This window comes from Rhizobium sp. YTU87027, assembly GCF_050644135.1.
Classification (GTDB): domain Bacteria; phylum Pseudomonadota; class Alphaproteobacteria; order Rhizobiales; family Rhizobiaceae; genus Rhizobium.
Genome location: NZ_CP098441.1, coordinates 750256 through 776420 on the forward strand (window position 1 = coordinate 750256; position 26165 = coordinate 776420).

The 26165-nt window shown below is 60.6% G+C and carries 24 protein-coding genes and 6 pseudogenes; 20 read left to right on the forward strand and 10 right to left on the reverse strand.

Annotated elements, in window-relative coordinates; all coding sequences use genetic code 11:
- Positions 1-82 precede the first annotated feature (82 nt).
- Complete coding sequence (locus tag NBG89_RS22305; protein ID WP_431324273.1) at positions 83-817, forward strand: SDR family oxidoreductase; 735 nt, start codon at positions 83-85, stop codon at positions 815-817.
- 131 nt (positions 818-948) lie between these two features.
- Positions 949-1161, forward strand: a pseudogene (locus NBG89_RS22310) (ATP-binding protein); the annotation flags it as partial.
- Positions 1162-1258: 97 nt separating this feature from the next.
- Here NBG89_RS22310 and NBG89_RS22315 read toward each other — a convergent pair.
- Together NBG89_RS22315 and NBG89_RS22320 are read right to left on the reverse strand one after the other, a co-directional pair.
- A pseudogene (locus NBG89_RS22315) lies at positions 1259-1354 on the reverse strand (transposase); the annotation flags it as partial.
- A gap of 335 nt (positions 1355-1689) precedes the next feature.
- Positions 1690-1788 (reverse strand): annotated as a pseudogene (locus tag NBG89_RS22320) (integrase); the annotation flags it as partial.
- A 299-nt stretch (positions 1789-2087) separates the two neighbouring features.
- Between NBG89_RS22320 and NBG89_RS22325 the strand changes: the two are divergent.
- Positions 2088-2321 carry an AbrB/MazE/SpoVT family DNA-binding domain-containing protein gene (locus tag NBG89_RS22325; RefSeq protein ID WP_431324274.1) on the forward strand — a complete coding sequence of 78 codons (234 nt, stop codon included), beginning with the start codon at positions 2088-2090 and terminating at the stop codon, positions 2319-2321.
- The gene (locus NBG89_RS22330) at positions 2318-2722 is read left to right on the forward strand and encodes a type II toxin-antitoxin system VapC family toxin (protein WP_431324275.1); all 405 of its coding nucleotides are present in this window, start codon (positions 2318-2320) and stop codon (positions 2720-2722) included. The genes NBG89_RS22325 and NBG89_RS22330 overlap by 4 nt, the downstream gene beginning before the upstream one ends.
- 44 nt (positions 2723-2766) lie before the next feature.
- On the opposite strand, the pseudogene NBG89_RS22335 reads toward NBG89_RS22330, so the two are convergent.
- A pseudogene (locus tag NBG89_RS22335) lies at positions 2767-3620 on the reverse strand (recombinase family protein).
- A gap of 470 nt (positions 3621-4090) precedes the next feature.
- On the opposite strand from NBG89_RS22335, the gene NBG89_RS22340 reads away from it, so the two are divergent.
- Positions 4091-4336, forward strand: coding sequence for a hypothetical protein (locus tag NBG89_RS22340; protein ID WP_431324276.1), 246 nt, complete (start codon positions 4091-4093; stop codon positions 4334-4336).
- 319 nt (positions 4337-4655) lie between these two features.
- Here the strand turns inward: NBG89_RS22340 and NBG89_RS22345 are convergent, their stop codons facing one another.
- A complete protein-coding gene (locus NBG89_RS22345; RefSeq protein WP_431324277.1) occupies positions 4656-5606 on the reverse strand; it encodes a LysR family transcriptional regulator in 951 nt (316 codons plus the stop codon).
- A 90-nt stretch (positions 5607-5696) separates the two neighbouring features.
- On the opposite strand from NBG89_RS22345, the gene NBG89_RS22350 reads away from it, so the two are divergent.
- The 9 genes from NBG89_RS22350 to NBG89_RS22390 are packed head-to-tail and all read left to right on the forward strand — an operon-like array spanning position 5697 to position 15068.
- On the forward strand, positions 5697-6572 hold the full coding sequence (locus NBG89_RS22350; protein ID WP_431324278.1) for a dioxygenase: 876 nt from the start codon (positions 5697-5699) through the stop codon (positions 6570-6572).
- Entirely contained in the window at positions 6569-7630 is a 1062-nt protein-coding gene (locus NBG89_RS22355; RefSeq protein WP_431324279.1) for a maleylacetate reductase, read from the forward strand. The genes NBG89_RS22350 and NBG89_RS22355 overlap by 4 nt, the downstream gene beginning before the upstream one ends.
- A gap of 47 nt (positions 7631-7677) precedes the next feature.
- Positions 7678-8958, forward strand: coding sequence for an ABC transporter substrate-binding protein (locus tag NBG89_RS22360; protein ID WP_431324280.1), 1281 nt, complete (start codon positions 7678-7680; stop codon positions 8956-8958).
- A 54-nt stretch (positions 8959-9012) separates the two neighbouring features.
- Positions 9013-9732, forward strand: coding sequence for an ABC transporter ATP-binding protein (locus tag NBG89_RS22365; protein ID WP_431324281.1), 720 nt, complete (start codon positions 9013-9015; stop codon positions 9730-9732).
- Positions 9732-10454, forward strand: a complete 723-nt coding sequence (locus tag NBG89_RS22370; RefSeq protein WP_431324282.1) for an ABC transporter ATP-binding protein — start codon at positions 9732-9734, stop codon at positions 10452-10454. The genes NBG89_RS22365 and NBG89_RS22370 overlap by 1 nt, the downstream gene beginning before the upstream one ends.
- Positions 10441-11304: a branched-chain amino acid ABC transporter permease gene (locus NBG89_RS22375; RefSeq protein WP_431324283.1), complete on the forward strand. Its 864-nt coding sequence runs from the start codon at positions 10441-10443 to the stop codon at positions 11302-11304. Before NBG89_RS22370 ends, NBG89_RS22375 begins: the two co-directional genes overlap by 14 nt.
- 8 nt (positions 11305-11312) lie before the next feature.
- Positions 11313-12428 (forward strand): branched-chain amino acid ABC transporter permease, encoded by a 1116-nt coding sequence (locus NBG89_RS22380; protein ID WP_431324284.1) that lies wholly within the window; start codon positions 11313-11315, stop codon positions 12426-12428.
- A complete protein-coding gene (locus NBG89_RS22385) occupies positions 12421-14175 on the forward strand; it encodes an FAD-dependent oxidoreductase (protein ID WP_431324285.1) in 1755 nt (584 codons plus the stop codon). The genes NBG89_RS22380 and NBG89_RS22385 overlap by 8 nt, the downstream gene beginning before the upstream one ends.
- 8 nt (positions 14176-14183) lie before the next feature.
- Entirely contained in the window at positions 14184-15068 is an 885-nt protein-coding gene (locus NBG89_RS22390) for an intradiol ring-cleavage dioxygenase (RefSeq protein WP_431324286.1), read from the forward strand.
- 504 nt (positions 15069-15572) lie between these two features.
- Here the strand turns inward: NBG89_RS22390 and NBG89_RS22395 are convergent.
- A complete protein-coding gene (locus NBG89_RS22395) occupies positions 15573-16472 on the reverse strand; it encodes a LysR family transcriptional regulator (protein ID WP_431324518.1) in 900 nt (299 codons plus the stop codon).
- Between the two features lie 111 nt (positions 16473-16583).
- Here NBG89_RS22395 and NBG89_RS22400 point away from each other — a divergent pair, with 111 nt between their 5' ends.
- From NBG89_RS22400 to NBG89_RS22410, 3 genes are all read left to right on the forward strand, one after another.
- Complete coding sequence (locus NBG89_RS22400) at positions 16584-17336, forward strand: SDR family NAD(P)-dependent oxidoreductase (protein WP_431324287.1); 753 nt, start codon at positions 16584-16586, stop codon at positions 17334-17336.
- Positions 17337-17361: 25 nt separating this feature from the next.
- A complete protein-coding gene (locus NBG89_RS22405; protein ID WP_431324288.1) occupies positions 17362-17751 on the forward strand; it encodes a nuclear transport factor 2 family protein in 390 nt (129 codons plus the stop codon).
- A gap of 206 nt (positions 17752-17957) precedes the next feature.
- On the forward strand, positions 17958-18191 hold the full coding sequence (locus NBG89_RS22410; RefSeq protein ID WP_431324289.1) for a hypothetical protein: 234 nt from the start codon (positions 17958-17960) through the stop codon (positions 18189-18191).
- A 224-nt stretch (positions 18192-18415) separates the two neighbouring features.
- Here the strand turns inward: NBG89_RS22410 and NBG89_RS22415 are convergent, their stop codons facing one another.
- From NBG89_RS22415 to NBG89_RS22425, 3 genes are all read right to left on the reverse strand, one after another.
- Entirely contained in the window at positions 18416-19606 is a 1191-nt protein-coding gene (locus tag NBG89_RS22415) for an IS481 family transposase (RefSeq protein ID WP_431324290.1), read from the reverse strand.
- Between the two features lie 313 nt (positions 19607-19919).
- Entirely contained in the window at positions 19920-20957 is a 1038-nt protein-coding gene (locus tag NBG89_RS22420; protein WP_431324291.1) for an IS110 family transposase, read from the reverse strand.
- A gap of 162 nt (positions 20958-21119) precedes the next feature.
- Positions 21120-22055 (reverse strand): HEPN domain-containing protein, encoded by a 936-nt coding sequence (locus tag NBG89_RS22425; RefSeq protein WP_431324292.1) that lies wholly within the window; start codon positions 22053-22055, stop codon positions 21120-21122.
- Positions 22056-22546: 491 nt separating this feature from the next.
- On the opposite strand from NBG89_RS22425, the gene NBG89_RS22430 reads away from it, so the two are divergent.
- From NBG89_RS22430 to NBG89_RS22440, 3 genes and pseudogenes are all read left to right on the forward strand, one after another.
- Positions 22547-22855 carry a type II toxin-antitoxin system RelB/DinJ family antitoxin gene (locus NBG89_RS22430; protein WP_431324293.1) on the forward strand — a complete coding sequence of 103 codons (309 nt, stop codon included), beginning with the start codon at positions 22547-22549 and terminating at the stop codon, positions 22853-22855.
- Positions 22852-23146: pseudogene (locus NBG89_RS22435) on the forward strand (type II toxin-antitoxin system RelE/ParE family toxin). The gene NBG89_RS22430 and the pseudogene NBG89_RS22435 overlap by 4 nt, the downstream one beginning before the upstream one ends.
- A gap of 212 nt (positions 23147-23358) precedes the next feature.
- Positions 23359-23713: pseudogene (locus NBG89_RS22440) on the forward strand (nuclear transport factor 2 family protein); the annotation flags it as partial.
- A gap of 192 nt (positions 23714-23905) precedes the next feature.
- Here the strand turns inward: NBG89_RS22440 and NBG89_RS22445 are convergent.
- Positions 23906-25351 carry an aldehyde dehydrogenase gene (locus tag NBG89_RS22445; RefSeq protein WP_431324294.1) on the reverse strand — a complete coding sequence of 482 codons (1446 nt, stop codon included), beginning with the start codon at positions 25349-25351 and terminating at the stop codon, positions 23906-23908.
- Positions 25352-25371: 20 nt separating this feature from the next.
- Positions 25372-26157 (reverse strand): coniferyl-alcohol dehydrogenase, encoded by a 786-nt coding sequence (locus tag NBG89_RS22450; protein ID WP_431324295.1) that lies wholly within the window; start codon positions 26155-26157, stop codon positions 25372-25374.
- Positions 26158-26165 lie beyond the last annotated feature (8 nt).

The following is a 26165-nucleotide window of genomic DNA, read 5'->3' on the forward strand; positions in this document are numbered from 1 at the left end:
ACAAATCCATGGATGTTCTAGCATAGCTCATCTTGGACCAAGTGCCTATCTCCTCCGATGACTTCAATGAAGGAGAATAGCTTTGGGTATCGAAGGCAAGGTTGTCGCCATCACAGGCGCAAGTAGCGGGATCGGACGCGCAACGGCGAAACTGCTCGCAGAACGAGGGGCTTTTGTCGTGCTTGGCGCGCGCCGCGAGGAGGCGCTCGCAGCGACCGCAGACGAAATCACCGCTGCAGGCGGCAAGGCCGTGCACAAGGCGACCGACGTCCGCCAGCGGAGCGATCTTGAAGCGCTTGTAGCATTGGCAATTGAGCAAGGCGGCAGGCTCGACGTCATTGTGAACAATGCCGGGATTGGCCCCATATCCCGTTTCGATGCGCTCCGCGTCGAGGACTGGGACGCCATGATCGACGTCAATCTGCGTGGCACGCTCTACGGCGTCGCTGCGGCATTGCCGGTCTTCCGGCGTCAACAGTCGGGCCACGTCATCAACATCGTCTCGACGGCAGGCATCAAGATCCTGCCCACCATGGGTGTGTATGCTGCGACCAAGAACGCAGTGCGGACCATCAGCGAAGCCTTGAGGCAGGAAGCAGGACCGCATCTCAGGGTCACCGAGATTTCGCCGGGGATGATCTCGACCGACTTTGCAAGCTCGATAACCGATCCCGCCGTGAAGTCGGCAATTGGAGAACGTGCATCTAGTGTAGCTATCCCACCGGCTTCGATCGCTCGGGGCATCGTCTATGCGATCGAGCAGCCGGCCGACGTGGACATTGGCAGTATTGTCATACGACCGACAGCCCAGGATTGAACGTCTGATTTCGGGTGAATCTCCGGCTTGCCGGTGGGCTCTTTTGGCCGATGTGCTGTTGAACGGCAGCGAGCTGGTCCAGCACAGAGGTTCGGCTCTCGCATTACCGAGACAAGGATCAGGATGAGGTCGATCTCATTATGGAAAATGAAGTTGGATCGCTCGTGGCTTTGGAAGTGAAGGCATCGGCGACGGTTTCGCCCGCTGATTTCAAAGGTTTGCGGAAGGTGGCGCAAGCGGCTGGTAGAGATTTCCGGCTAGGCGTCGTGCTTTACGACGGTGACAAGGTACTCCCCTTTGGTGATCGCCTCCTTGCGGCACCACTTTCATGTCTCTGGAGTTAACTAATTTCAAATGACCACAGCTGGGTCTGAAGTTCGACTCCCATCAAGGCGACGCTTATTTGATTGTCCAGCCCGGAGACATCGTTACAGCTTGTACCTAACACACAGGTGACAACCTCGTGCCGAAAGGGTTGTCGATGGTTTGCAAGGTCCTCTGCTCCAGATCGATATATCCGAGATCACTGTGCTGGAAACCAGATGACCTTGCCCCGTTGAAATAATCCATTTTGAAGTAAGCTCTGGCCCATTGAGAGCGGCGGCAACCTAGCGGTTAGCCATTGCCAGATCAAGCGATCGCCGCAGGCGCACCGGGTGCAGTCACGCAGATCCACGAACATCATTCGATATACCATGTCGATCTCTTGCATGATCGACGTTTCTTCCTTCTGAAGCGCTGCGACGTGCTCGGTCGGCGGCTGGGGTATCGCGCCCCTTCGTAGGCAGTCTTCGTCTCGAAAAGGTGCCTCCGGTCATCGCAGACAACACTCGTTATAATGTTCGTACTAAAACATCATAACTCCCGTGGAGCATGCCGTGATTGCGCTCGCTGTCGCGCCGGCACGGATCCCAAAAGAGATGTGTCACGAATATTAACAGCAGTGCTTCCGGGGCTGGCCAGGGCAGGGGAATGGTCGGCCGCGGTCTCCGTTTGGCACTCCGACCGAAGCTCGTGCGCAGAAAACTCCTCCACCTTCAACGCGCCGGCGCCGGAGCGCCGTTAAGTGTGGTTTGGCCTTGTTTTCGAGCGAATGCGCAACAAAAACCAACACTTTCGATAGGTACACGTATCTGAAGTGCGTCGTATTCATGGTCCTTTACGGCGCTTAGTAGGTCTCCCGCCAGCTAACCGCAAGATGGGAAAAATACCTTGAATTCGGCATCCGAAGGTAATACCTAGTTTAGCAAGGGTATTACGAGGCGCCGGCATGACAACAACAGTAACAGCAAAGGGACAGGTCACTATCCCGAAAGCGGTTCGAGAACTGCTTGGCATTGTGCCCGGAAGCCAGGTCGACTTCCATCGAACTGCGGATGGCAATGTGGTGCTGACAAGGGCCGACAGGTGGCAACCCGCTAGCCGCTTTCAAAAGCTTCGGGGGCATGCCGGAAAAGGGCTCGATACCGACGCGATCATGGCGCTGACACGTGGTGAAACGTGACGCTTGTCGACACGAATGTCTTGCTCGATCTTGCGACCAATGACTCAATCTGGGCAGATTGGTCCGTCGAGCAACTTGAAACGGCCAGTCTTGCCGGTCCATTATTGATCAATGACGTTATCTATGCCGAACTTGCGGTTCGCTACGAGCGGATCGAGGAACTTGACGCGTTCATTGACGAGGCGGGATTAGTAGTAACACCCTTTCCGCGAGCGGCACTGTTCCTCGCAGGAAAAGTCTTCACGCAGTATCGTCGAGCCGGTGGTTCGCGTACGGGCGTGCTGCCGGATTTTTTTATCGGCGCCCATGCCGCAGTTCAACAGCTCCCGCTGTTAACGCGGGATGTCGGTCGGTACCGATCCTATTTCCCCACCGTCGGGTTGATCACACCGGCTCGATGATCCCACCGCAGGGGAGGGTGGGGCGTCTTACGAGCCAGGCCCTCCTAGCGAACGAGGCCGAAGCGATGTGCCTCGTCCAACAGGGCTCTGACGGAAGATGGCTGCCACTTCCGACCACCAGGCGCTGGCCGCTCTCCCATCTGATCCAGCTGGGTGGCAATGTCGCGCAGCGACAGTCCGGGGTCAGCAATGGCAATCGCCGCGACGAGCTTCATCAGATGATCCTCTGGCGCGCGGCGCGGCGAAGACGTTCGACGGTCCAGTCGTGACCGCGGCGATTGAGGACCCGCACGACATTGTCCCAGCTATGCTGGGACCGGAGTTTCCGCACCATGGGCAGCCATGTTTGCGCGGACGCGATGAGTTCGTCGAGATACAATTTGTCGCGCGCTTTTGAAACCGCCTTGATCGCTTCTGGCCGCCGTTCGCGAAGACCAGGGTTGCCCGGCAGCTTGCCGCGAGCTTTTGCTGCCTTAATGCCGGCTTTGGTTCGCTCGGCGATCAGCGCGCGCTCGAGCTGTGCGACGGCACCAAGGACCTGAAGAGAGAACATTCCCTGTGATGTGGATGTATCGATCGGATCACGGATCGATCGGAAATGAATACCGCGCACTTCGAGATCTTCGATCACTTGCAACTGATGGCTGACCGATCGCGCGAGGCGATCCAGTCGGACGACGACAAGCACATCGCCGGCCGTGAGGTCACTGAGCAATCTTGTCAGAACCGGCCGCGCCCGCGATGCGCCCGATCCGTGCCCCTGAAAAATCCGCTCGCAGCCAGGCGGCGCGCAACTGTCCATCTGCGCGTCATGGAGCTGATCGTCGGTCGAAACGCGTGCGTAGCCGATAAGACGTTTGGGGGCCGGCGATGGATTGGCGACTTGCCGTTGTGCCATGATTTTCTCGCGCGTTTTCCGGTGCTTTGTACAGATGAGGAATGCGCGTGTTTTATGATAGAAATGCGAGGCGATACGTTTTCTGACGTGAGATGGGCGCAGACCATCGTGGCCCTAGAAAGCACGCCAGCGGGCATCCATGGCAGAAACGCAGGGAAATCGGCTATTTTGGAAGGGGTCGGCTCCAGCTCTGGCTTTTTGGTCAGGTTCTGACGCCGAAAGGTGGGAGGGGAGGGAGGAACTCCATCGGTTCGGTGCGCTTATTTCCGCTCAATCAGGCAGAATCTTTCCACCGATCCAAAATGAAAAGGCCGCAAAAGGTCCGGTATTTGCGGCTTTTCCGCCGATCCTCGATGACTGACATTGCTGATTTGCGACTCCAGATCAACTACTATCGATAACTGATCGGTATCGGCACTCCCTACGCTGCTCCGAAGCTTCTGATTGTTTCACTGCCGCCGCTGGCACCCATGCCTGACCCATGGTTCGAAGGCATGTTCGGTGGCGGTTACGAAAAGTCCGTCGAGCTCCAAAAGCAGTACAAGGCGCTCGCCAACTTCCTGAAGGTCGACTTCCTTGACGCCGGCGAGTTCGTCAAGACTGACGGCTGCGACGGGATCCACTTCTCCGCCGAGACGAACAACACGCTCGGCCAGGCAATTGCAGCGAAGGTCGAAGCGATTTTCTCACAAGAGGCGAAGAACGCTGCGGCTTAGCAGTCTTCCGCCGCCAGCCGCCAGCGCTTCCCTCCCAGGACGCTGGCGGCCCCCTTCCGCCAACAAGATTTGAGGCTTCGATGACCGGCTATGTTTTGGCGTTCGACCAGGGGACAACCTCCTCCCAGGTACAGGAAAAGACCTGCCTTCGGTGGACGTCGATGGGAAAGACTGTTGACGAAATCGCCCTGCTCCAGCGCGAGAGCGTCAACGAAGTCGAAGGTTATCTCGAGCAAGCGCTGTCGCGCTTGAGGCAAGCACGATGCAGGAGGCTCTTGGAAAAAGCCTTTCGGAGCCAGGTATGCGTAGAAGGACGCCGCTACTGCCCCCAGATCACCGCTTCTTCGTGGCGCTTGATTAGATGGCGCAAGCTTTCGAAGCCGGTGCGGATGAAGCCGGCGAACTGCTCGACGGCTGGTGAACGGGGGGCATCGGTGCGCTTTAGGATGGCGAGCGCCCGTTCCGGGTGCGGGATGGTGATCGGCAGCGCTGTGATCGCCTTTTCCTTGCGTTGCGCAAACACGACACTGTGCGGCATGACGGTCAGCGCGTCGGCGGTCTTCAGATAATTTATGACCCCCATCAGCGAGCCGCCTGAATAGCGGATCTTCAGTTCGGTGGCGCCGAAGGAGAGAAGCAAGGCGCGAAGGTCGGCGAGCAGCGGACTGCCGGGTGGCGGCGCGATCCAGGGAAATTCGAGCAGATGGCTCGGCTGTGGCCGGCGCTTCAGCAGCAGCGGATGGGTCGAGCGGCATGCGATGACGTTGCGCCCCGGCAGGATCTGCTGGAACTCGAGGCCTGATCCCTCGTCGAGAATATCGATCGGGCAGATGGCGATGTCGATCTGGTCTGCCTTCAGCGCCGCCCTCAGATCGGGGAAGTAGCCGTAGCTTTGGTCAATGCGCACATCCGGATGGGTCTGCTGGAATTCGGCGCAGAGCTGGGCGATCAGTGCGTCCATGAAGAACGGGGTGCCGCCGACCCGCACGGTTCCGCTCCGGCCGACCCGGAAGCTGTCGACCAGGTCGGATGCCTTGCGGGAAGCGGCAAGCATCACCAGCCCATGCTCGGCCAGAGATAGGCCGAAGGGCGTCGGCTGCAGGGGTCTGCGGCCCTTGACGAAAAGCGGCTCCCCGACGCGCTTTTCGAGCATCGAAAGCGTCCGCGAGACGGCAGGCTGTGCCATTCCGAGCAGGGCAGCACCTTCGGTAACGCCCCCGGCCTTGACGACGGCGGCAAGCTGCATGAGATGGCGTTCGTCGAGCTTCATAGCAATCTGTTATATTGAATAGAAATTAAATCATCAATGCATCTATTTCTGCGTGGTAATGTTGCTTCATGTCATCGGGAGGAGATGAGCATGGCTGCGCAGACCCGGGCGCTCACATTCAGCGAGGCGACGTCGTCGGAAGCCTTTGCCGAGCGTTTTCAGGCGAGCAGAAACGGCAAGCTTGCCGAACTGATCGCGGCTGCCGTCACGCATGTCCACGAACTGATCAAGGAATTCCGCCCCAGTCAGGACGAGTGGCGCAAGGTTCTGCTGTTCCTGACCGAAGTCGGGCACGCCTCTGACGAGCGGCGCCAGGAATGGGTCCTGTTGTCGGATCTGATTGGAGCTTCGGCCCTGGTCGAGGAGATTAATTCGCGCCGTCCCAAGGGCGCCACCCCCAATACTATCCGTGGCCCCTTCTATCGCGACAATGCGCCGGAGCGCGCGGCGGGATCGTCGATCTCGATCGACGGCAAGGGCGAGCCACTTGCGGTTTCGGCCCGCGTAGAGGATCTCGACGGTTTGCCCATCACCGATGCCGAGGTCGTCACCTGGCAGGCCAATGCCGAGGGCTACTACGAGAACCAGCAACCGGATCTGCAGCCGGAGCACAATCTGCGCGGGCTGTTCCGCACGGATGCCGAGGGGCGCCTCCACTATCGATCCGTGGTGCCGGCAGGTTACGGTGTTCCGAGCGATGGCCCTGTCGGTCGTCTGCTGTTTGAAGCGGGATATCCGCTGCACCGGCCTGCCCATCTGCATTTCGTCGTGCGCGCCAAGGGCTTCGAGACGATCACCACGCATATCTACGATTCCAGTGATCCGCATCTTGGCGAGGACGCGCTTTTCGGCGTCCGGCCGGAGCTTGTTGCCCGGTTCGAGCCCGCCGAGGTCGGCGGCCAGCGCGGCAGGGCGGTCGAACTGACCTTCGTGATGGTGCGTTCCAGGCCGGGGAGGGCGTCATGAGCAGAACGTTTTCCTTTGCGGGCAGTCCGGCACGGATCGTGTTCGGCGTCGGTTCCAAAGCCAGGGTCAGCGAGTGGATCGTCGAATCCGGATGCAGGCGCGCCCTGGTTCTCTCAACGCCGCATCAGAAGGCCGATGCGGAAGCCTTGGCGCGGGATATCGGAGAGCTCGCCTGCGGCGTTTTTGCCGGTGCAGTCATGCACACGCCTGTCGACGTCACCGATGCGGCAATGAAAGTCGTTGTCGAGACCGGTGCGGATTGTGTCGTTTCACTCGGTGGCGGATCGACGACAGGTCTCGGCAAGGCGATTGCTTATCGCACCGACATCCTGCAGATCGTCGTTCCCACCACCTACGCGGGGTCGGAGGTAACGCCGATTCTTGGGCAAACGGAGCGTGGGCGAAAGACAACGGTGCGCGACGCAAGGATCCTGCCGGAGATCGTCATCTACGATCCGGCGCTGACGCACGGGCTTCCAGCATCGATGAGCGCAACCAGCGGGCTGAACGCGATGGCGCATGCCATCGAGGGCCTCTATGCGCAGGATCGCAATCCAATCTCGACGCTGATGGCGCTCGAAGGCCTGCGCGCCTTCGTCCGCAGCCTGCCGACGATCGTCAAATCACCGGAGGACGAAGAAGCCCGCAGCGACGCGCTTTACGGAGCCTGGCTGTGCGGCACGGTACTCGGCACTGTCGGCATGGCCCTGCATCACAAAATCTGCCACACGCTCGGCGGTTCATTCGATATGCCCCATGCAGAAACGCACGCTGTCATGCTGCCGCATACGGCCGCTTTCAACGCAATAGCTGCGTTGACGGAGCTTGCGGGCGCGGCCGAGATCTTCGGCGGCTCGATCGGGGGCGGGCTCTGGGATTTTGCTAAGGCGATCGGCGCCCCGCTTTCGCTCAAGGAATTTGGATTGACGGAGGCCGATCTCGATCGCGCCGCATCGATTGCGGTCGAGAACCCCTACTGGAACCCCCGGCCCATCGACCGGGACTCGATCAAAATGCTTTTGCAGGATGCTTGGGAAGGCCGGCGCCCGGCTGATTGAACGCGGCGCCGCGCGCTCTTTGGGAGGAGAGTGAAATGGGAGGAAGCATGTTTACGAGACGCGATTTTCTGAAGACGACCGCAGCCGGCGGCGCGCTTATCGCAGCGTCCGGCCTTTCAGCGCCGGCAATCGCCCAGGACAATGCGATCAAGCTCGGCTATGTCAGCCCGCAGACCGGTCCGCTCGCGGGCTTCGGCGAGGCCGACAAGTTCGTCATCGACTCATTCCTGGCAACGACGAAGAAGCTCGGGCTGAATTACGAGGTCGTGGTCAAGGATAGCCAGTCCAACCCCAACCGTGCCGCCGAGGTGGCTAAGGAGCTGATCGTCGACGATCAGGTCAACCTTATGCTGGTGTCGTCGACGCCGGAGACGACCAATCCGGTTTCGACCACCTGCGAAGGCGAACAGATGCCCTGCATTTCGACGGTGGCGCCCTGGCAACCCTGGTTCATTGGCCAGCAGGGCAATCCCGGTGACCCGGTCTCATGGAAGCCATTCGACTATGCCTACCATTTCTTCTGGGGGCTCGAAGATATCATCGCCGTCTTCACCGGCATGTGGGGACAGATCGAAACCAGCAAGAAGATCGGCGGCCTGTTCCCCAATGATGGCGATGGCAATGCCTGGGGCGACAAGGTCGTGGGCTTCCCGCCAGTTCTGGAAAAGCTCGGCTATAGTCTGACCGATACCGGCCGCTATCAGAACCTGACCGATGATTTCTCGGCACAGATCAGCGCCTTCAAGCAGGCAGGCACCGACATCCTGACCGGCGTGATGATCCCGCCCGACTTTACGACATTCTGGAACCAGGCAAAACAGCAGGGGCTGAAGCCGAAGATCGCCTCGATCGGTAAAGCGCTTCTTTTCCCGCAGACAGTTGAGGCGCTGGGCGATGCCGGTCACAACCTGTCGACTGAAGTCTGGTGGACGCCGAGCCATCCGTTCAAGTCGTCGCTGACGGGCGAGACTGCCGCGACCGTGGCCGGTGCCTTCACCAAGGCGACGAACCGACCCTGGACACAGCCGATCGGCTTTGCCCATGCGCTCTTCGAGATTGCCGTCGACGTCATGAAGCGCGCCGAGGATGTTGGCGACGGCGACGCTGTTGCCAAGGCAATCGGTGAGACGAAACTCGACACTCTCGTCGGACCGATCGCCTGGGGCAACGAGAAACTGCCTCCCTTTGCCCAGAAGAACGTCGCCAAGACGCCGCTGGTCGGTGGCCAGTGGCGCCTGAAATCCGGCGGTGGTTACGATCTGGTGGTCGTCGAAAACGGTCTCGCGCCGAACGTGCCGCTGGGCGGCAAGCTCGAAGCACTCGCGTAAGGGCAGCAGAACTGTCCGGCTTTCGGGCCGGGCAGTCGCATGCGGAGAAGAATCATGGCCATTCTGGAACTCAAGGATGTCTCGAAATCCTTCGGCGCGCTCGTCGTCGCCGAAGGGATCGGCTTTTCCGTTGCGCCCGGCGAAGCCCTCGGCATCATCGGTCCGAATGGGGCCGGCAAGTCGACGCTGTTCAACCTGATCAACGGCAATCTCGCGGTTGCCGGCGGATCGATCCATTTCGACGGCCGCGAGGTTACTCACGTGCCCCCGATGCGGCGCTGTCTCGAAGGCATGGGACGCACATTCCAGATTCCGCAGCCTTTCGAACGCTTGACGGTCTACGAGAACCTGCTCGTTGCCGGTTCCTTCGGCACTCGGCAAAGGGAGAGCGACGTCGCCGCCATTTGCGCTGATATCCTTGTGGAGACGGGTCTGATTGCCAAGGCAAACAGACCCGCGTCGTCGCTGACGCTTCTCGAGCGCAAGCGGCTGGAGCTGGCAAGAGCGCTTGCAACTCAGCCGAAGCTTCTGTTGCTCGACGAAATCGCGGGAGGGCTGACCGAGGGCGAATGCCGCCAGCTGGTGGCGACGATCAAGCGTGTGCATCAGCGCGGCATCGCGATCATCTGGATCGAGCATGTGCTGCATGCCTTGATTGCGGTCGTCGAGCGCATCCTCGTTCTCAATTTCGGCCGGGTCATCGGCATCGGCGAACCGGATGCCATCATGGCGTCGCGCGAGGTCCGTGAAATCTACCTTGGAATGGAGGTCTGATGACAAGCCTCATCGAAACAAAAGGGATGACGGCCTTCTACGGTGATTTCCAAGCGATCTTCGGCGTTGATATCCGGCTGGACGCTGGCGAAACCATCGCGGTTATCGGCGCTAATGGGGCGGGCAAGTCGACCCTGATGCGATCGATAGCCGGAGTGACCGCCAACCAACCCGACATGGTCCTGCATCGCGGCGCGGCGATCGGCGCGCTCGGCGCCCCCGACGTCGTGCGCCGCGGCATCGCGCTCGTGCCGGAGGGCCGCAAGCTCTTCCCGTCGCTCAGCGTCGAGGAAAATCTGCAGATCGGCGCCTATGGCCGACGCCTCGATGGGCCGTGGACGCTCGAAAGCATTTATGACCTCTTCCCGGTCCTGAAGGAACGCCGCCGCAATCCGGCAACGGCTCTGTCAGGCGGTCAGCAGCAGATGGTGGCGATCGGCAGAGCACTGATGTCGAACCCGGAGGTTCTGCTCTGCGACGAACTCAGCCTCGGCCTGGCGCCGGTGGTGATAAAGGATATCTACGCCGCCTTTTCGAAGATCAAATCCTCCGGTGCGGCCATCATCATCGTCGAGCAGGATATTGCCCAGGCGCTCAAGGTCGCCGACAGGGTCTATTGCATGATGGAGGGTCGCATCACGCTAACGGGACGTCCCTCGGAGCTTGAACGCGCCCAGATTCATTCTGCCTATTTCGGAGCGGAAACCCATGAACTGGCTTGATACGCTCCTGCAGGGCATCCTGCTCGGCGGGCTCTACGCACTCTTTGCCGCCGGCCTCAGCCTGGTCTTCGGCATCATGCGGCTGGTGAACCTTGCCCATGGAGATCTGATCGTGCTAGCGGCCTTCCTCATCCTGCTGATCGTCTCGTCTTTCGGTCTGGATCCGTTTGTCGCCGCGCTGATTGCCGCACCGCTGATGTTCGGCATCGGCTGGCTCATGCAATACCATCTCCTCAACCGCACACTTGGCAAGGATGTGCTGCCGCCGCTGCTCGTCACCTTCGGGCTCTCGATCGTCATCCAGAACGGGCTCCTAGAGGCCTTTACGGCGGACAGCCGGAGGATTTCGGCCGGTACGATCGAGACCGCGTCGGTGCAAATAGATGGCGTCAATGCCGGGCTCATGCCGCTGATGACCTTTGCATCGGCTGTGGTCGTCATCGTCGCTTTGAACCAGTTGATCTACCGGTCGGCACTTGGCCGTGCCTTCCGGGCAACGTCCGACGACGTTGTGACCGCAAGCCTGATGGGGATCCGGCCGAACTCGATCTTCGCCATTGCCACCGGTCTTGCGATGATGGTCGTCACCATCGCCGCGCTCTATCTCGGCATGCGTGCGAATTTTGATCCGACCGCCGGACCGGCACGACTAATCTACGCCTTCGAGGCGGTGATTATCGGTGGGCTGGGCTCGCTCTGGGGCACTCTTGCCGGCGGCGTCATTCTCGGGATCGCGCAGACCTTAGGTGCAGCGATCAATCCCGAGTGGCAGATCCTTGCCGGGCACATCGCCTTCCTGCTCGTCCTGCTTTTCCGTCCGCGCGGTCTCTTCCCGCGGGCAGTGGATTGAGGCTCGCCATGACCACAGGTTTCGAAACGATGACACCCGAGAGCGATGTGCCGGCAGGCTGGAGAATCGAGACACACACCCGTCTTGCCCGCATCTTCGGCTTTCTCGCACTTGCCGCCGCAATTGCTCTTGCGGTCACGCCCTTCGTTGCCTCGCGCGGGATCGTCCAGGATCTCTTCTTCATCCTGACAATGCTGACATTGGCGCAGAACTGGAATCTGCTGGCCGGCTATGCCGGTCTGATCTCGGTCGGGCAGCAGCTCTTCGTCGGCTGCGGCGCCTATGCACTTTTTGGTCTGGTGATCCTGCTCGGGTTCGATCCGATCCTGGCGGTCCCGCTCGCCGGGTTGTTTGCCATGCTCGTCGCGGTGCCGACGGCCTTTTTCGCCTTCCGCCTCTACGGACCCTATTTCGCGATCGGCACATGGGTGATCGCCGAGGTTGGCCGCCTGTTGCTGGCGCAGTGGAAGACACTGGGTGGAGGAACCGGAACGTCGCTCCCGCGCAACGCCACGCGCGATATGTTTGGTGTCTCCTCTCTCGTCGACTGGTTCGGCATGCGCCCGCCGGCTGCGGCTGATGCGTTGGCCTATTGGCTGGTGCTGGCGTTGGCGGCGCTGACCATCGCCTTCATTTACAAGCTGCTGCGCAGCAAGCATGGGCTGGGCCTTGCCGCCGTGCGTGACAACGAGACCGCCGCCCGGGCCCTCGGGGTCGATGCGCGCAGGCTGAAGACGCTCGTCTACCTGTTGACCGCATTCGTTACCGGTATCGTTGGCGCGTTGATCTACCTGCAGAAGGCACGGATCTCACCAGATGCAGCCTTCTCGCTGACGGACTGGACGGCTTACGTCATCTTCATCGTCGTCATTGGCGGCATCGGCACGATCGAAGGCCCAATCCTCGGCGTGCTCGTGTTCTTCGCTTTGCAGAATGCCTTTTCCAGCTACGGCTCCTGGTATCTCCTGGCGCTCGGCGTGCTGGCGATCATAACCATGCTGTTTGCACCCAGGGGGCTCTGGGGGCTGATATCCGACCGCACCGGCTTTGAACTCTTTCCGGTTCGCCGCATCCTGAAGGGCGGAGCCGTTCGAGATAATGACAAGGGAGGGCCGAATGGCTGACATCACCACCGACGTTTTGATCATTGGCACGGGGCCGGCGGGCTCGGCCACCGCCGCGCTGCTTGCGACCTACGGTCTTGAGCCGCTGGTGATCAACCGCTACCGCTGGCTCGCCAATACGCCGCGTGCGCACATCACCAATCAGCGGACAATGGAAGTCCTGCGCGATCTCGGCCGTGACGTCGAGGATGAGGCCTATCTGTTCGCCACCGAGCAGGATCTGATGGGGCAGAATGTCTTCTGCACGGCCGTTGCCGGCGAAGAGATCGGCCGCATGCAGAGTTGGGGCAATCATCCGCTGTCTCGCGCCGAGCACATTCTCTCGTCTCCAGGCCGGATGAACGACCTGCCGCAGACCTACATGGAGCCGCTGCTATTCAAGACGGCATGTTCGCGCGGCGCGCAGCCGCGCATGTCGACCGAATACAAGAGCCATGTTCAGGATGCCGAGGGTGTCACAACCACCTGCCTCGACCGGCTGACCGGCAAGGAACTGACCATCCGCTCGAAATTCCTGATCGGCGCGGATGGCGGCAATTCCAAGGTTGCCGAGCATGCGGGCCTGACTTTCGAAGGCAAGATGGGTGTCGCCGGATCGATGAACATCCTGTTCGAGGCGGATCTCTCCCGCTATGTCGCGCATCGCCCCTCGGTGCTCTACTGGGTGCTGCAGCCGGGTGCTGATGTCGGCGGCATCGGTATGGGCCTGGTGCGCATGGTCCGGCCCTGGAACGAGTGGCTGATCGTCTGGGGCTACGACATCAACCAGCCGGCGCCGCAGGTCGATGATGCCTTCGCCATCAAGGTCGTGCGCGAGCTGGTTGGCGTTCAGGAGATTGAACCGAAGATCAAGTCGGTGTCCACTTGGACGGTCAACAACATGTACGCGACGACGATGTCGAATGGCCGTGTCTTCTGCATGGGCGATGCGACCCACCGCCACCCGCCGTCCAACGGGCTTGGCTCGAACACCTCGATCCAGGACGGGTTCAATCTTGCATGGAAGCTTGCCATGGTGCTGAAGGGCCAGGCGGGCATGGGGCTGCTCGACAGTTACCAGGCGGAGCGCGCTCCCGTTGCCAAGCAGATCGTCACCCGCGCCAACAAGTCGATCGAGGAATTCGGGCCGATCTTCAAGTCGCTCGGTCTGCTCGATTCCGTCGATCCCGTGAAGATGCAGCAGAACATGGATGCGCGCTGTGACGACACAGCCGATGCCGAGCGGCAGCGGACCGCGATCCGCGCCGCCATCGCGCACAAGGTCTACGAATTCGACGCCCATGGCGTCGAGATGAACCATCGCTATGCTTCGAGCGCCATCGTCAAGGACGGTCAGCCGGAGCCGGCTTTCGAGAAGGATGCGGAGCTGCATTTCCAGCAGACGACCTGGCCGGGCGCACGTCTGCCCCATGCATGGCTGTTCGGCGCCAATGGCGAGAAAGTGTCGAGCCTCGATCTCACCGGGCATGGCGTCTTCACCGTGCTGACCGGGATCGGCGGCGATGGCTGGATTTCCGCTGCCAAGGCGCTCTCGAAGGAGCTTGGCATCACCATTACCGTTCACAAGATCGGCCCGCGCCAGACCTGGCAGGACCTGACCGGCGATTGGGCCCGCGCCTGCGACATCCGCGATTCAGGTGCACTGCTGGTGCGCCCGGATCATCACGTCGCGTGGCGGGCCAAGGGAGCGACTTCCGATCCCGAAGTTGAGCTGCGCCGCGTCCTTAATGCGATCCTGGACCGGTGAGGTGCATCATGGCCCACGAGGAAAATGGCTATTTTACCGAAGAGAATTCCGTCGAGGTTGTGACCAGCCGCAATGCCGGCGCCAGCAGTGAACGGCTGAAGCAGGTGATGGAGGTCTTCACCCGCAAGCTGCATGAAGCGGTCAAAGAGCTCGAACCGACGCAGGAAGAATGGATGGATACGATCCAATTCCTCACCCGCACCGGGCACATGTGCAACGAATGGCGGCAGGAATTCATCCTGCTGTCGGATGTGCTCGGCGTTTCGATGCTGGTCGATGCAATCAACAACCGAAAACCATCGGGCGCCTCGGAAAGCACCGTGCTTGGCCCCTTCCATGTCGCCGATGCGCCTGAGCTGCCGATGGGCGCCAATATCTGCCTCGACCAGAAAGGCGAAGACATGGTGATCGGCGGGCTTATCCTGGATACCGACGGCCGGCCGATCAAGGATGCCGTCATCGATGTCTGGCAGGCAAATGACGAGGGATTCTACGACGTGCAGCAGAAAGGCGTCCAGCCGGATTTCAATCTGCGCGGCGTCTTCCGCACCGGTGCAGACGGCCGCTACTGGTTCCGCGCCATCAAACCCAAATACTATCCGATCCCGGACGACGGTCCCGTCGGCCAGATGTTGAAGGCGTTGGGCCGCCATCCCTATCGGCCGGCGCATCTCCACTACATCATCAAGGCTGATGGTTTCGAGACGCTGACGACCCACATTTTCGATCCTGATGATCCCTATATTCACTCAGACGCGGTCTTTGGGGTGAAGGAAAGCCTGCTCGCCAAGTTCGAACTGGCCGACGATCCGGCGGGTGCCCGCGATATGGGCTTTGAAGGAAAATACTGGAAGGTCGAACACGATTTTGTGCTCGCGCCGGTAAAATCCTAGGGTCGGATGGATCGCCTCTACTGGTATTATTTTGCCTATCAAAGAGACTGGGGGCGAGGAAATATCGGAAAATCTGAACCCCAGAGATCATCGGCGAGCTCTGCGGCCGCCATCTGAAGTCGACGGCGGGGCGCCGATGCTGGTCCTCGAGGATGCCCATATCGATGATGCGGTAAACGAGGCCATCTTCGGCTCCTTCGCCCCCCGGCCGTCGTCGTAGCATCGCTAAAAAGGACGGAGAAAAGCAAAGAGCCAAACTATTTGTAGCGCGCTTCTTTGGTGGGCGAGGCGTTCCGTTGCGACCGAGCTTTGAGCCGCTTGCAGAATAAAATGTCGCGCCTAACTCGAATGCCAAGCTGCCGGTGGATTGCGAGTTGCGCTATCTATGAGAATGTCCTTTATCATAGATTTCAGTGGCTTGGCGATCCGGCTCTAGTGGTCGTGCGTTCAACTCCGTTCAACCGCTCTTTTTCGGAATCTCCAAACTAGCCAAGCAAAAACAAATCATCGCGCCAGTGCGTCTTTCGGAAATCCGGCAGCCAGGCAGTCGATGAACTTGCGCACCGCAGGCGGCAGGCCGCGGCGTGTGGTGAACACGAGATGCACGAGACCCCGCATGCCGCGCCATGCGGGCAGGACGCGGACCAGCCTGCCGTCATCCAGAGCCTGTCTGCAGTTGTGATCCGGCAGAAGTGCGACGCCAAGTCCCGCCACTGCAGCGGCGCGCACGGCCGTGAAGTCGGCGCAACCCATCCTTGGGGCGTGGTTCAGCACATGTCTCTGGCCATCTTCGGTCTCCAGATGCCAGTCGACGTCGCCCAACTCGTCGCTGCTCGCGAGTGTCGGATGGTTGCCGAGATCGTCGATCCCGGTGATCCGGCTGGCAATCTGAGGGCTGGCAACAAGAATGCGGACAGAGCTGCCCAGCGAGCGCATGGTCAGCGAGGCGTCGCCGTCCAGCGAGGTGCGTACGCGCAGTGCAACATCGATACGCTCCTCAATCAGATCGACCGGGCGGTCGATGGCGACGAGTTGGAGGCGCACCTTCGGATGCCGCTCCAGGAACTTGTTCAGAAGCGCCGAAATCGGCTCGACCAGACCAGTCGGGCAACTCATGCGGATCAGCCCGTGCGGCTCCGACTGGGCCTCGGCCGCCATCGCTTCCGCCTGCTCGGCTTCCGCCACCATTGCCTTGCATCGTTCGTAGAATGACTGGCCGACATCCGTCACACGGAAGCGGCGGCTTGAGCGCTCGATCAGCCGAACGCCGAGCCGCGCTTCGAGTCCCGCAATGCGTCGGCTCAGCTTCGATTTGGGCTCACGCAGGGCGCGTCCCGCGGCGGCGAATCCGCCATGCGCAACCACTTCGACGAAGTAGACGAAGTCGTTCAGGTCGTATCGCATCATCGTTCTTCCTTTGGAACGCTGGGTAGCATTTTTGCTCACTGTTTGCATCAGCGTTCTACTGCCATCTTCTTGTCAACGGCAACGCGTCGGAACACAAGGAGCAGGACAATGACAAAGAAGTTCGAAAACAAGGTTGTGGTCGTAACGGGCGGCACAAGCGGCATCGGCCTGGCCACCGCGAAGGCTTTCTCGGAGGAGGGCGCGTCGGTGTTCATCACCGGGCGCCGAAAGGAGGCGCTTGAGGCCGCCGTTACGGCGATCGGCGGTCGGGTGACCGGTGTCCAGGGCGACATGGGCAAGCTGGCCGATATTGATCGGCTCTATGATGCCGTCCAGCAAAAGCACGCCCATATCGACGTGGTGTTTGCCAATGCCGGCGGCGGCGAATTCGCCCCTCTCGGCGCGATCACCGAAGAGCACTACCAGAAGACCTTCGACACCAACGTCAAGGGCGTATTGTTCACCGTGCAGAAGGCGCTGCCGCTGCTGCGCGACGGCGGCTCCGTCGTCCTCACGTCCTCGACGACCAGCATCTCCGGCACCCCTGCCTTCAGCGTCTATTCTGCAACGAAGGCCGCCATCCGCAACTTTGCCCGCAACTGGATTCTCGATCTGAAGGATCGCCATATCCGGGTCAACGCGATCAGCCCCGGAGTGACCGACACCGCGGGTGTGGACGAGCTTTTTGGCAATGGCGAAAGCGCCGAAAACACGAAGAACTACCTCGCCAGCCTCATCCCGGCCGGCCGTATCGGCAAGCCGGAAGAAATCGCCAAGGCGGTGATGTTCCTTGCCTCGGACGACGCGTCCTTCGTCAACGGCATCGAGCTCTTTGTCGATGGCGGCCACGTCCAGATTTGAGCCACGCGCGAACCGGAGAACGACCATGGCAGACATAGCAACCCTGCTCGAACGGAACCTCCAGGAAATCTTCGGCGAGGGCGACGATACCCGCCGCGGGAAGGTTGCCGAAGACATCATGCATGACGACGCCGTCTTCGTCGAACCACACGGCGTCTACAGCGGCAGGGATGAAATCGTCCGCATCGCGGGGGTCATCCGCGCAACGCATCCGACGTTCAGATACACGCCGCTCGGTGGGCCGGAGGTCCTCCATGATCAGGCCGGACGGGTGAAGTGGGTGGCCGGAGAACCGGGCAAGCCGCCGGTCTACGCTGGCACCGACTTCATCGTTGCAAGAGACGGGAAGATTGCCGCCATCTATCTCTTCTTCGATGGTCAACCCGATCCGACCGGATCTGCGTTGCCCACCTGACGCTTGCCGGCGGCGGGCCTGCCGCCGCCAACGCTGACGACACGCCGATCGCTTATTCTATCCGATAGACCAATGGCATCTAATGCCAATCAAAGTCTCCCCCGCAATCTCCTGTGCGCCAGTCAAGCTCGCCACTGACGAAGTGCTTTCGAGACTTCGCTTGAGAATTCCGCTCTATCAATATGCGGGCAAACCAGCGGATTGGAATGGCATCACAGCTAGATATGTTTTCCGATGACGAGCAGCCACACGTCATAAAGCTCGAGGCAAACACGAAGGGCGCTCGCCCCGCGACGTCTCACCTTTCCGAAGAGGGCATGCTGGAGGCGCTCGAAGCCGCCGGACGTCTACGGCCGCATTCAGCGGGAAGGGCAGGTGGTGCGTCTCGTTGCCCTCGCCTGACCGACCTCTCGGGAGAGCCGAGGAGCGACTGGCATTGACGAGGCAATGAGTTTCATGATGGATCTCCAACACTCGATCCGCGCGGGCTGCCGAAGGGGGGCCGCGCCCGCGCGGATCTTGGATCCTTATCTCCATCTAGATGATAGATCAGGGTCAAGACGCGGGATTTCAGGTGATGACAATGGCACATTGGCAGTTCGAGTCCCATCAAGGCGGCCATGCGTGGCGTGTCCGACCCGGAGACATAGGTAACAGATCGTCCCTAAGACATGGGTGACAACCTCGTGCCGAACGGGTTGTCGATGGTTTGCAAAGTCCTCTGCTCCAGATCGATATATCCGAGATCATAGTGCATGAAGCTGACGAGCCAAATACCGTCGTCGACCTCCTTGAGGCCGAGCCTCTGACCGGCCATGACGGTTGAGATGTTGATCTTCTTGCGATGGATGCACAGACGGCCGCAGTTGGTGACGATGGCATCGCGGTCGTGGAAGGGATAGCTGATCTCGGGCAGCCCCTCATAGGGTCGCGGCGAAGCCTTGTAGACGTCGGCTGGGACCTTCATCGACAGGGCCTCATGCGGTCTTTCGGTGTTAAATTCGCTGACGAACGCGTCGAAGCGCATTTGCTGCTGGAGAATATTGCGTCCCGGCGGACGGGTGGCTTCCTTCTTCAACGTCAGATGCATGCGTTCATGGCGGCCATTCTCCTGCGGGTGGCCGGGGCGAATGCGTTCGAAGGCGACGCCGAGTCTGAGCCACCAGACCGACAGTTTCGAGAGATTGTAGAGCCCGTTCGGGCTGGCAAACGGCAGGCCGTTGTCGGAACGAATGGCAAGCGGAAGCCCACGCTCGGCAAAGACACGCCGGAAGGCATCGAAGACGCCGCGTTCGCGGGTCGTCTCGAAGGCCTCGCAGCACAGGAGATAGCGCGAAGCCTGGTCGGTGATCGTCAGGGGGTAACAATATCTGCTGTCGCCCAGCTTGAACTCGCCCTTGAAGTCGGCGCACCAAAGATCGTTGGGGCCGATGGCTGTCGAGAGCGTCGTGCCCACGGCCTTGTTCGCCCGGTTCCTCTTGCGGGCCTGGCTCACAAGGCCGTACCGGTCGAGCACCGCGTGCACCGTGCTTCTGGCCGGGATGCGCACGTCGCCGGCCAGACGGCGGACCAGGAGCTCGCGGATCTTGCGCGCGCCCCAGTGCGGCTTGTCCTTCTTGCACCGCACGATCATCGCCTCGACCGGCTCGGGCAGCTGGTTGGCATAGCGCACCGGTCGCCGAGACCGGTCCGTCAGGGCCTCCAGTCCTTCCTCCTTGTAGCGATTGAAGATCTTGTAGCCGGTCTTGCGCGAGATCCCGAACTCCCGGCAAACCTCGCTCATCCCTTCGCCCTCCAGCAACCGGGCGACAAATCGAAGACGCTCGTCCATGACCGAAGTCTCTCTCCACGGCATCAACACCTCCCGCAAAAAGCGAAAACTGTTACCCATGTCTTCTCTATTCGGCGTGTTGGGGTCAAGCGCTTACGAGCGTCTCCACCTCTTCGGGGCATGACATCTTCCGCAGGTCCTCGCTTCTCTTCGGGATCGGCGTTTCACCCTCCCAGCATGGGGTTAGGAGAATGAGGCGGTTCAATCTCCGGTACGTGATTGCCGCGTGATGCGATCGGCACAGACATGGGTTCGAACTTGCCTCATCCATCGTCCTGCGAAGGACGTCCTTCCGCCGACTGGCGGAACTGTGTGTCTTTCTCCTTTCGGCCTTTTGTCAGCTCGCTGATGTCATGGTTTCCCGCGTCCAGCGGAATTCGGTGCCGTCGAGCCACATGCGATGCATGACGACCGCTAGGCGACGAGCGAGTGCGACTTTCGCCTTCGCCATGCCGCGCCGCTGGGCGATCTTCATCGCCCAGGCCTTCAGCCACGACCATTTCCTCACGCGCGTCAGCAGCAGCTGGGCAGCCTCATAGAGCAAAGTGCGCATCGTGCCGTCCCCGCATAGCGATATGCAGCCGACGCGCTTGCTTTCCCCGGACTCGTGGAGCTTCGGCGTTAGTCCCAGGATCGATCCCACCGCCTTGGAGTTTCTGAAGCGCTGCGGAATGTCGATTGTCGCGGTATAGGCGAGCGCCACCACGGGGCCGACACCAGGGATTGTCATCAGGCGCCGGCAGGTGGCATCGTCCTTCACGACCGCCAGGGCTTGTCTGTGCAGGCGCGCAAATTCGGTACGCAGCTTCGCTCGGGCGGCAAGCAATGGCTCCATGATCGCCGCGAGATCAGGCATGCCTTCGATGAGTTCGCGAATGCGCTCTTCGAACTTCGCCGTTCTCACGGCGTCAACCTTCAGCCCAAAATTGCGCAGAAGGCCGCGGATGTCGTTCTCGATGGCGATCGCCTTTTCCTGCAGCAGCTTGCGGGCCGTTAAGAGCGCCCGCCGCTTCTGGCTCGTCAGTGTCTTCACATGCACTGGGCGATACAGATTGACGCGCATCATCTGCGCGATGCCGCGCGCATCGTTGCGATCCGTCTTGTTGGGCTGCGCCTTCAGGAATGCCTTCACATGGCGTGTCTCGATGCAGATGACCGGCAATCCCGCCCTGGCCAGCCCCTCGAATAACCACTGCGACAAAGGTCCGGCTTCAAGTCCGACCCGCTCGACGTTCCAGGTCTGGCCCTTCAGCGCCGCAATGAGATCGTCAGGGTGGCTGACAACCTTCACCTCACGACAGATCTTGCCGGCTTCGTCGATAATGCAAACGGCGGTCTCTTTCACCGAGACATCGAGGCCAATAAAGTGCTTCATGCTGCGCTTCCTTTCCTGATGCTTGTGGCTGCTTGGACAGACCACGTTCTATCATCAGCTCGAAGCGCAGCACCTCCCTGCATCACCGCAGAAGATGGGGCGCAAGCCGAATACCCCATCTCCGGTACAAAACGTCACCTATCTCTCAGGCCGGGCAGCGGACTACACTGCAAGCCGTTCTGTGCAAATTGCCTTTACGAGCTGCTGTAATACCCTCACGCGCTCGACCAACCAGGCGAGCTCCTCGCTGGTGATTGTGTATTTCGATGAATATCGCGCCTCGACATAGGCCCGCGACAAGAGCTCGAAGCAGCGCCGTGAAAACCTGTTGTCACGCGGCCACGCTTCGATCAGCCGGTTATCCACCCCTTCGGCCTGGGAGCGCAAGACCTTTATCCGATGAGACTTGGGGCTGTAGAGGGTGAGTGTTAACAGGGTACAGTGGTAAGCCCGTTCCGTGGCTTGATGCAGCATGAACGCGCCGTCGCGCCAGATGTTTCTTTCGAGCATCAGTTCAGCGCCCGTGAGCGCCTCGAGTGACAACTGATACCACTGATCAAAATTAGTTTGCGCTTCGGCATGCCGCTCCTGCGCCGTCAGCGGCTTCGGCTGCGCCAGCGGATGGCCGGGTTCTTCATAGAGGGGAATGCCGTCTCTGGCGATGTCGACGAAGAAGGGTCGGCCGCGGGAGAGCTGGTCGTTGACATCGGCCAGCGTGTGGACGATCGGCACGACCGGGGTTTCGATGCGGTGCGCGATCTGCTCCGTCAACAGCCGCTCCTCGATGTTCTCCCAGAGCTCGTGCTCCTCGGCGAACGCCTTGCTGTTGACGACGATCAACAGATCGTAGTCGGAGCGATAGCCGCTCAGGTGATCCTCGACCCAGTCACCGCGGCCATAAGAACCATAGAGAATGACCTTCAGGATCCTGCCGAAATTGCGCTTGGTCGACAGCTTGCCGGCCTGGAAGCCTTCGACCTCGGCAAACAGGATCTCGAGGATACGCGCCAGTTCGCGCCGCTTCCTGTCCGGCAGATGTTCGATATGGTCGGTCAGGGTCAAAGCCGCGTCAAAGCCTTCGGTCAGAATCGCATCCATCGTAGCGGTTCCATGGTGATTGCGCATCTAAACGTTATACGGGATTGGCTTTATGAGAACAATCCACGATCGTAGAAGCCCGATGCCTGCGCGCGCGCCGTGTCATGCCTCCATGGGGTCGCCAACATGGCGCTGTACAATATCCAGGCCCGTCGGTGATGGCGACAGTGCGGTCGGCCGCGACGGTGACAAGCCCCAAACAGATGGCACCATGCTGCACGAGATTTTCAGCCCCTGAAATCGCCATGCTGGATCAGTGGATCAGCAACAAGCTCCGCCATTTTTGTCTGACCTTTTTGCTGCTGGCAATTCCCCCTCGGTCAAGCGCTCGAAGAGGCATCAACAAGTGATGAAGCCTGTCGGCTCAGCGACAATTGCTCGCGAATCGATCCTCTGCTGCCTCGTCATCGGGACATCGGCAAAATCGACTTGAATCGCCTGGCGCACGCCATTCAATTGCATTACATTATCCCTCGTGAAAGGAGCCTAGCATGGCCGCAAATGCACTTGTCCAGACGCGCATCGACGTGGAGATTCGGGATCGTGCGTCGTCCGTGCTCGAAAGTATGGGCCTCACCGTTTCGGATGCGGTTAGGATTCTGTTGACCCGTACCGCCAATGAAGGCGCGCTTCCGATTGAACTCGTCACTAATAGTGAGGAGCATGACACCTGGTTTCGTGCCAAGGTGCTCGAAGCGCTGGAAGACACAAGGCCCGACGTTTCCGAAGATCAGGCGGAAGCACACTTTGCCGCCCGTCGAGCTGCTGCACGCGCCAGGGCAGGTAACCGGAAATCGTGAAAGTTACTTGGTCGGCATTCGCGCTCGCGGACCGCGACAGCATCTTTTCGCATATCGAGGCCCAGAACGAACGTAGTCGCAGCCATTGCGGTCGACGAGCGCATCACTTCAACCGCACAGAGGCTACGGGATCTCCCTGAAAGCGGCAGACCCGGTCGGATCGCGGGGACCCGCGAACTGGTCGTCATCGGGACACCTTATATAACGGCCTATCAAATAGTGGGCGAGACCATCCGCATCCTGCGCGTATTGCATGGCGCGCAGCGATGGCCCGATGAATTGCCGCGCTAAGCCTTCACATCAGCAGCCGGAAGAACCCCTCTCTCATATCATCAAAACAAGACGGTAGCACTCGTTCAGCCTTAAACCGATCGAAGGGCCTGCGGTTCGAATCCCTTCAAGAAGTCGATCGCGACAGATCAGCCCGAGTTTTATCACGTTTCCTTTTAAATTAGACGGCCGTCTGTTTTAAATCTGTCGGCGATACGCTTTAAAATAGACAAGTTGCAGCCTTCGTCGATGACATTCTGGTCAACGGCCGGATGGAAAAGCTCGCGGGCTATTTCGACGACGACAACTATACACAACATAACCCGCAGATCGGCGACGGCTTGTCTGGTCTGGGTGTAGCTTTGAAGGCGATGGCCGAAGCTGGCGTCACCATGAAGTATGTCAAGGTCCATAAGGTGCTCGGCAAGGGCGACTTTGTCCTGACGGTCAGCGAACACATTCGCCCACAAGCTAACGTTGTTCTACGACCTCTTCCGGGTCGAGAACGGCAAGATAGCCGAGCACTGGGACACGATCGAGTCCATTCCGGCCAAGGCCGATTGGAAGAACCAGAACGGCAAGTTCTGACATGTCGCGGGGGGCTCAGCCCCCGATTGAGGTCCCCGGCGGGTCCGGCCGGATCGCCGATCTGAAATATGACCGCGCGACTATCAGACGATTGAGATTTGATCGGTGTGGCATGGAGGGCGAACTCGCGAACGCCCTCCAGGGGCTCGACCATTTCATCGAGCGTCCGGTTTTTACGCGCTGCCAAGCCCCTCAGAAGGGATAGTGCTGGGAGGAATCCTCCACCGTGATCCAGCGCAGATCGGTGAATTCGGCAATCGCCGCCTTGCCGCCAAAGCGGCCGTAGCCGCTGCCCTTGACGCCGCCGAAGGGCATCTGCGCCTCGTCGTGCAATGTCGGTCCGTTGATGTGGCAGATGCCGGATTCGATCCGCGCCGCAACGGCCATTGCCCGCTGTACATTGCGGCTGAAGACGGCGGAGGACAGGCCGTATTCGGTGTCGTTGGCGATGCGGATCGCTTCCTCCTCGCCGGAGACGCGGATAATCGGCTTGACCGGGCCGAAGGATTCTTCCGAATACACGCGCATGCCGGGCGTCACGTGATCGAGCAGCGTCGCCTCGACCACGCTGCCCGAGCGTTTGCCGCCGGCGACGAGTTTCGCGCCCTTGGACGTCGCGTCGGCGATCAGTTCCTCCATCTTCTTCGCCGCGTCGAGGCTGATCAGCGAGCCCAGAACGACGTGGCCGCGCGGGTCGCCGGCAGGCAAACGGCCGGCGCGGGCGGCCAGTTTGGCGACGAACTGATCGGCGATCGTTTCGTCGACGATGATCCGTTCCGTCGACATGCAGATCTGGCCCTGATGCATGAAGGCGCCGAAAATCGCGGCATTGACGGCGCCGTCGATATCGGCGTCGTCGAGAATGACAAGCGGCGCCTTGCCGCCGAGCTCGAGAAGGGCGGGTTTCAGATGCCTGCCGCAGGTCTCGGCGATGATCTTGCCGACTTTGGTCGATCCAGTGAAATTCACGCGCCTGACGGCCGGATGGCTAATCAGCGCGTTGACGATCTGAGCCGCATCTTCCGGTGCGTTGGTGAGGACATTGATGACGCCGGCGGGCAGGCCCGCTTCGGTGAGAGCGGTGGCGATCAAACGATGCGTGCCGGGGCACTGTTCTGACGCCTTGAGGATGACGGTGTTGCCGCAGGCGATCGGCATGGCGATGGCGCGGGTGGCGAGGATGACGGGCGCATTCCAGGGGGCGATCGCCAGACACACGCCGGCGGCCTGGCGAACGCCCATGGCGAGCGTGCCGGGCTTGTCGGAAGGGATGACTTCGCCCGCGATCTGCGTCGTCATGGCGCCGGCCTCGCGCAGGATATTGGCGGCGAGCATGACGTTGAAGCCGGCCCATGGCGCTGTTGCGCCCGTCTCCTCGATCATCAGCTTGGTAAACTCGCCCACTTTGGCATCCATGATATCGGCGGCCTTCATCAGGATCGCGCGGCGCTGGCTGGGACCGGTCTTCGACCAGCCGGCGAAGGCGGCGGAGGCTGCATCGACGGCCGCGGCAACGTCATCCAGGCTTGCGGCGGCGGCGCGGCTTGCGAGCTTCTCGGTGAAGGGGTCGATGCGGTCATAGGTTCGGCCGCCGGAGGCTGCGCGGTCCGCGCCGTTGATGAGGAGAGAAATATTCATAGTGGGTCTCCTGAAAAGAACTAGAAGCCGAGCACTTCGGCGTTGATGGATGCTTCGAGGCCGCCGTCGGCGGCGAGATTGGCGCCGTTGATCCAGCGTGCGCCGTCCGAGCAGAGAAAGAGCACGGCGGGCGCGATATCGGCGGCGGTACCGGCACGGCCGACCCGGGTGATGTCGCTGTCGACCCTGGCATCGCCGAGCACGGCGCGGAACTGCTTCAGGATCGGTGTTTCCACCGGCCCCGGGCTCACCGCATTGACGCGGATGCTGCGGTTCTTGAACAATGGCTGGTGGGCCGCGCGCATGATCCAGAGCAGCAGCAGCTCCTTGGAGAGCGGGTAGCCTTGCTCATCCTTGAGATCGTGTTCGGCGACAACAGCCGCCACATCGGGAAAGCCTTCGATTGACGTAAGCGACTTGGCCCGTTCGAGATTGGCGCGCCAGCCGTAGCCGGCGATCGAGGCGACGTTGACGATGGCGCCGCCTTCGCGCAGGCGGGGTGCCACGGCTTCCGACAGGGCGCGAAGCCCGTAGAAATTAACGGCGAGCGTCGAAACGATGCCGGTACTGCCCGACAACCCGGCGACATTCGCGAGCGCGTCGAGGCGCGTCGGAAGCTGCGCGACGATCTCGGCAACGCCAGATGGCGTGGACAGATCGCCCTTGATGAAGACGGCACTTCCATTTGCTGGTTCGCGCACGTCGACGCCGATGACTTCGGCGCCCATCTGGCCGGCCAGTTCCGCCGTCCGGGCGCCGATGCCCGAAGCCACGCCGGTCACCAGGATCGTTTTACCAAAAAGCATGGATTTCA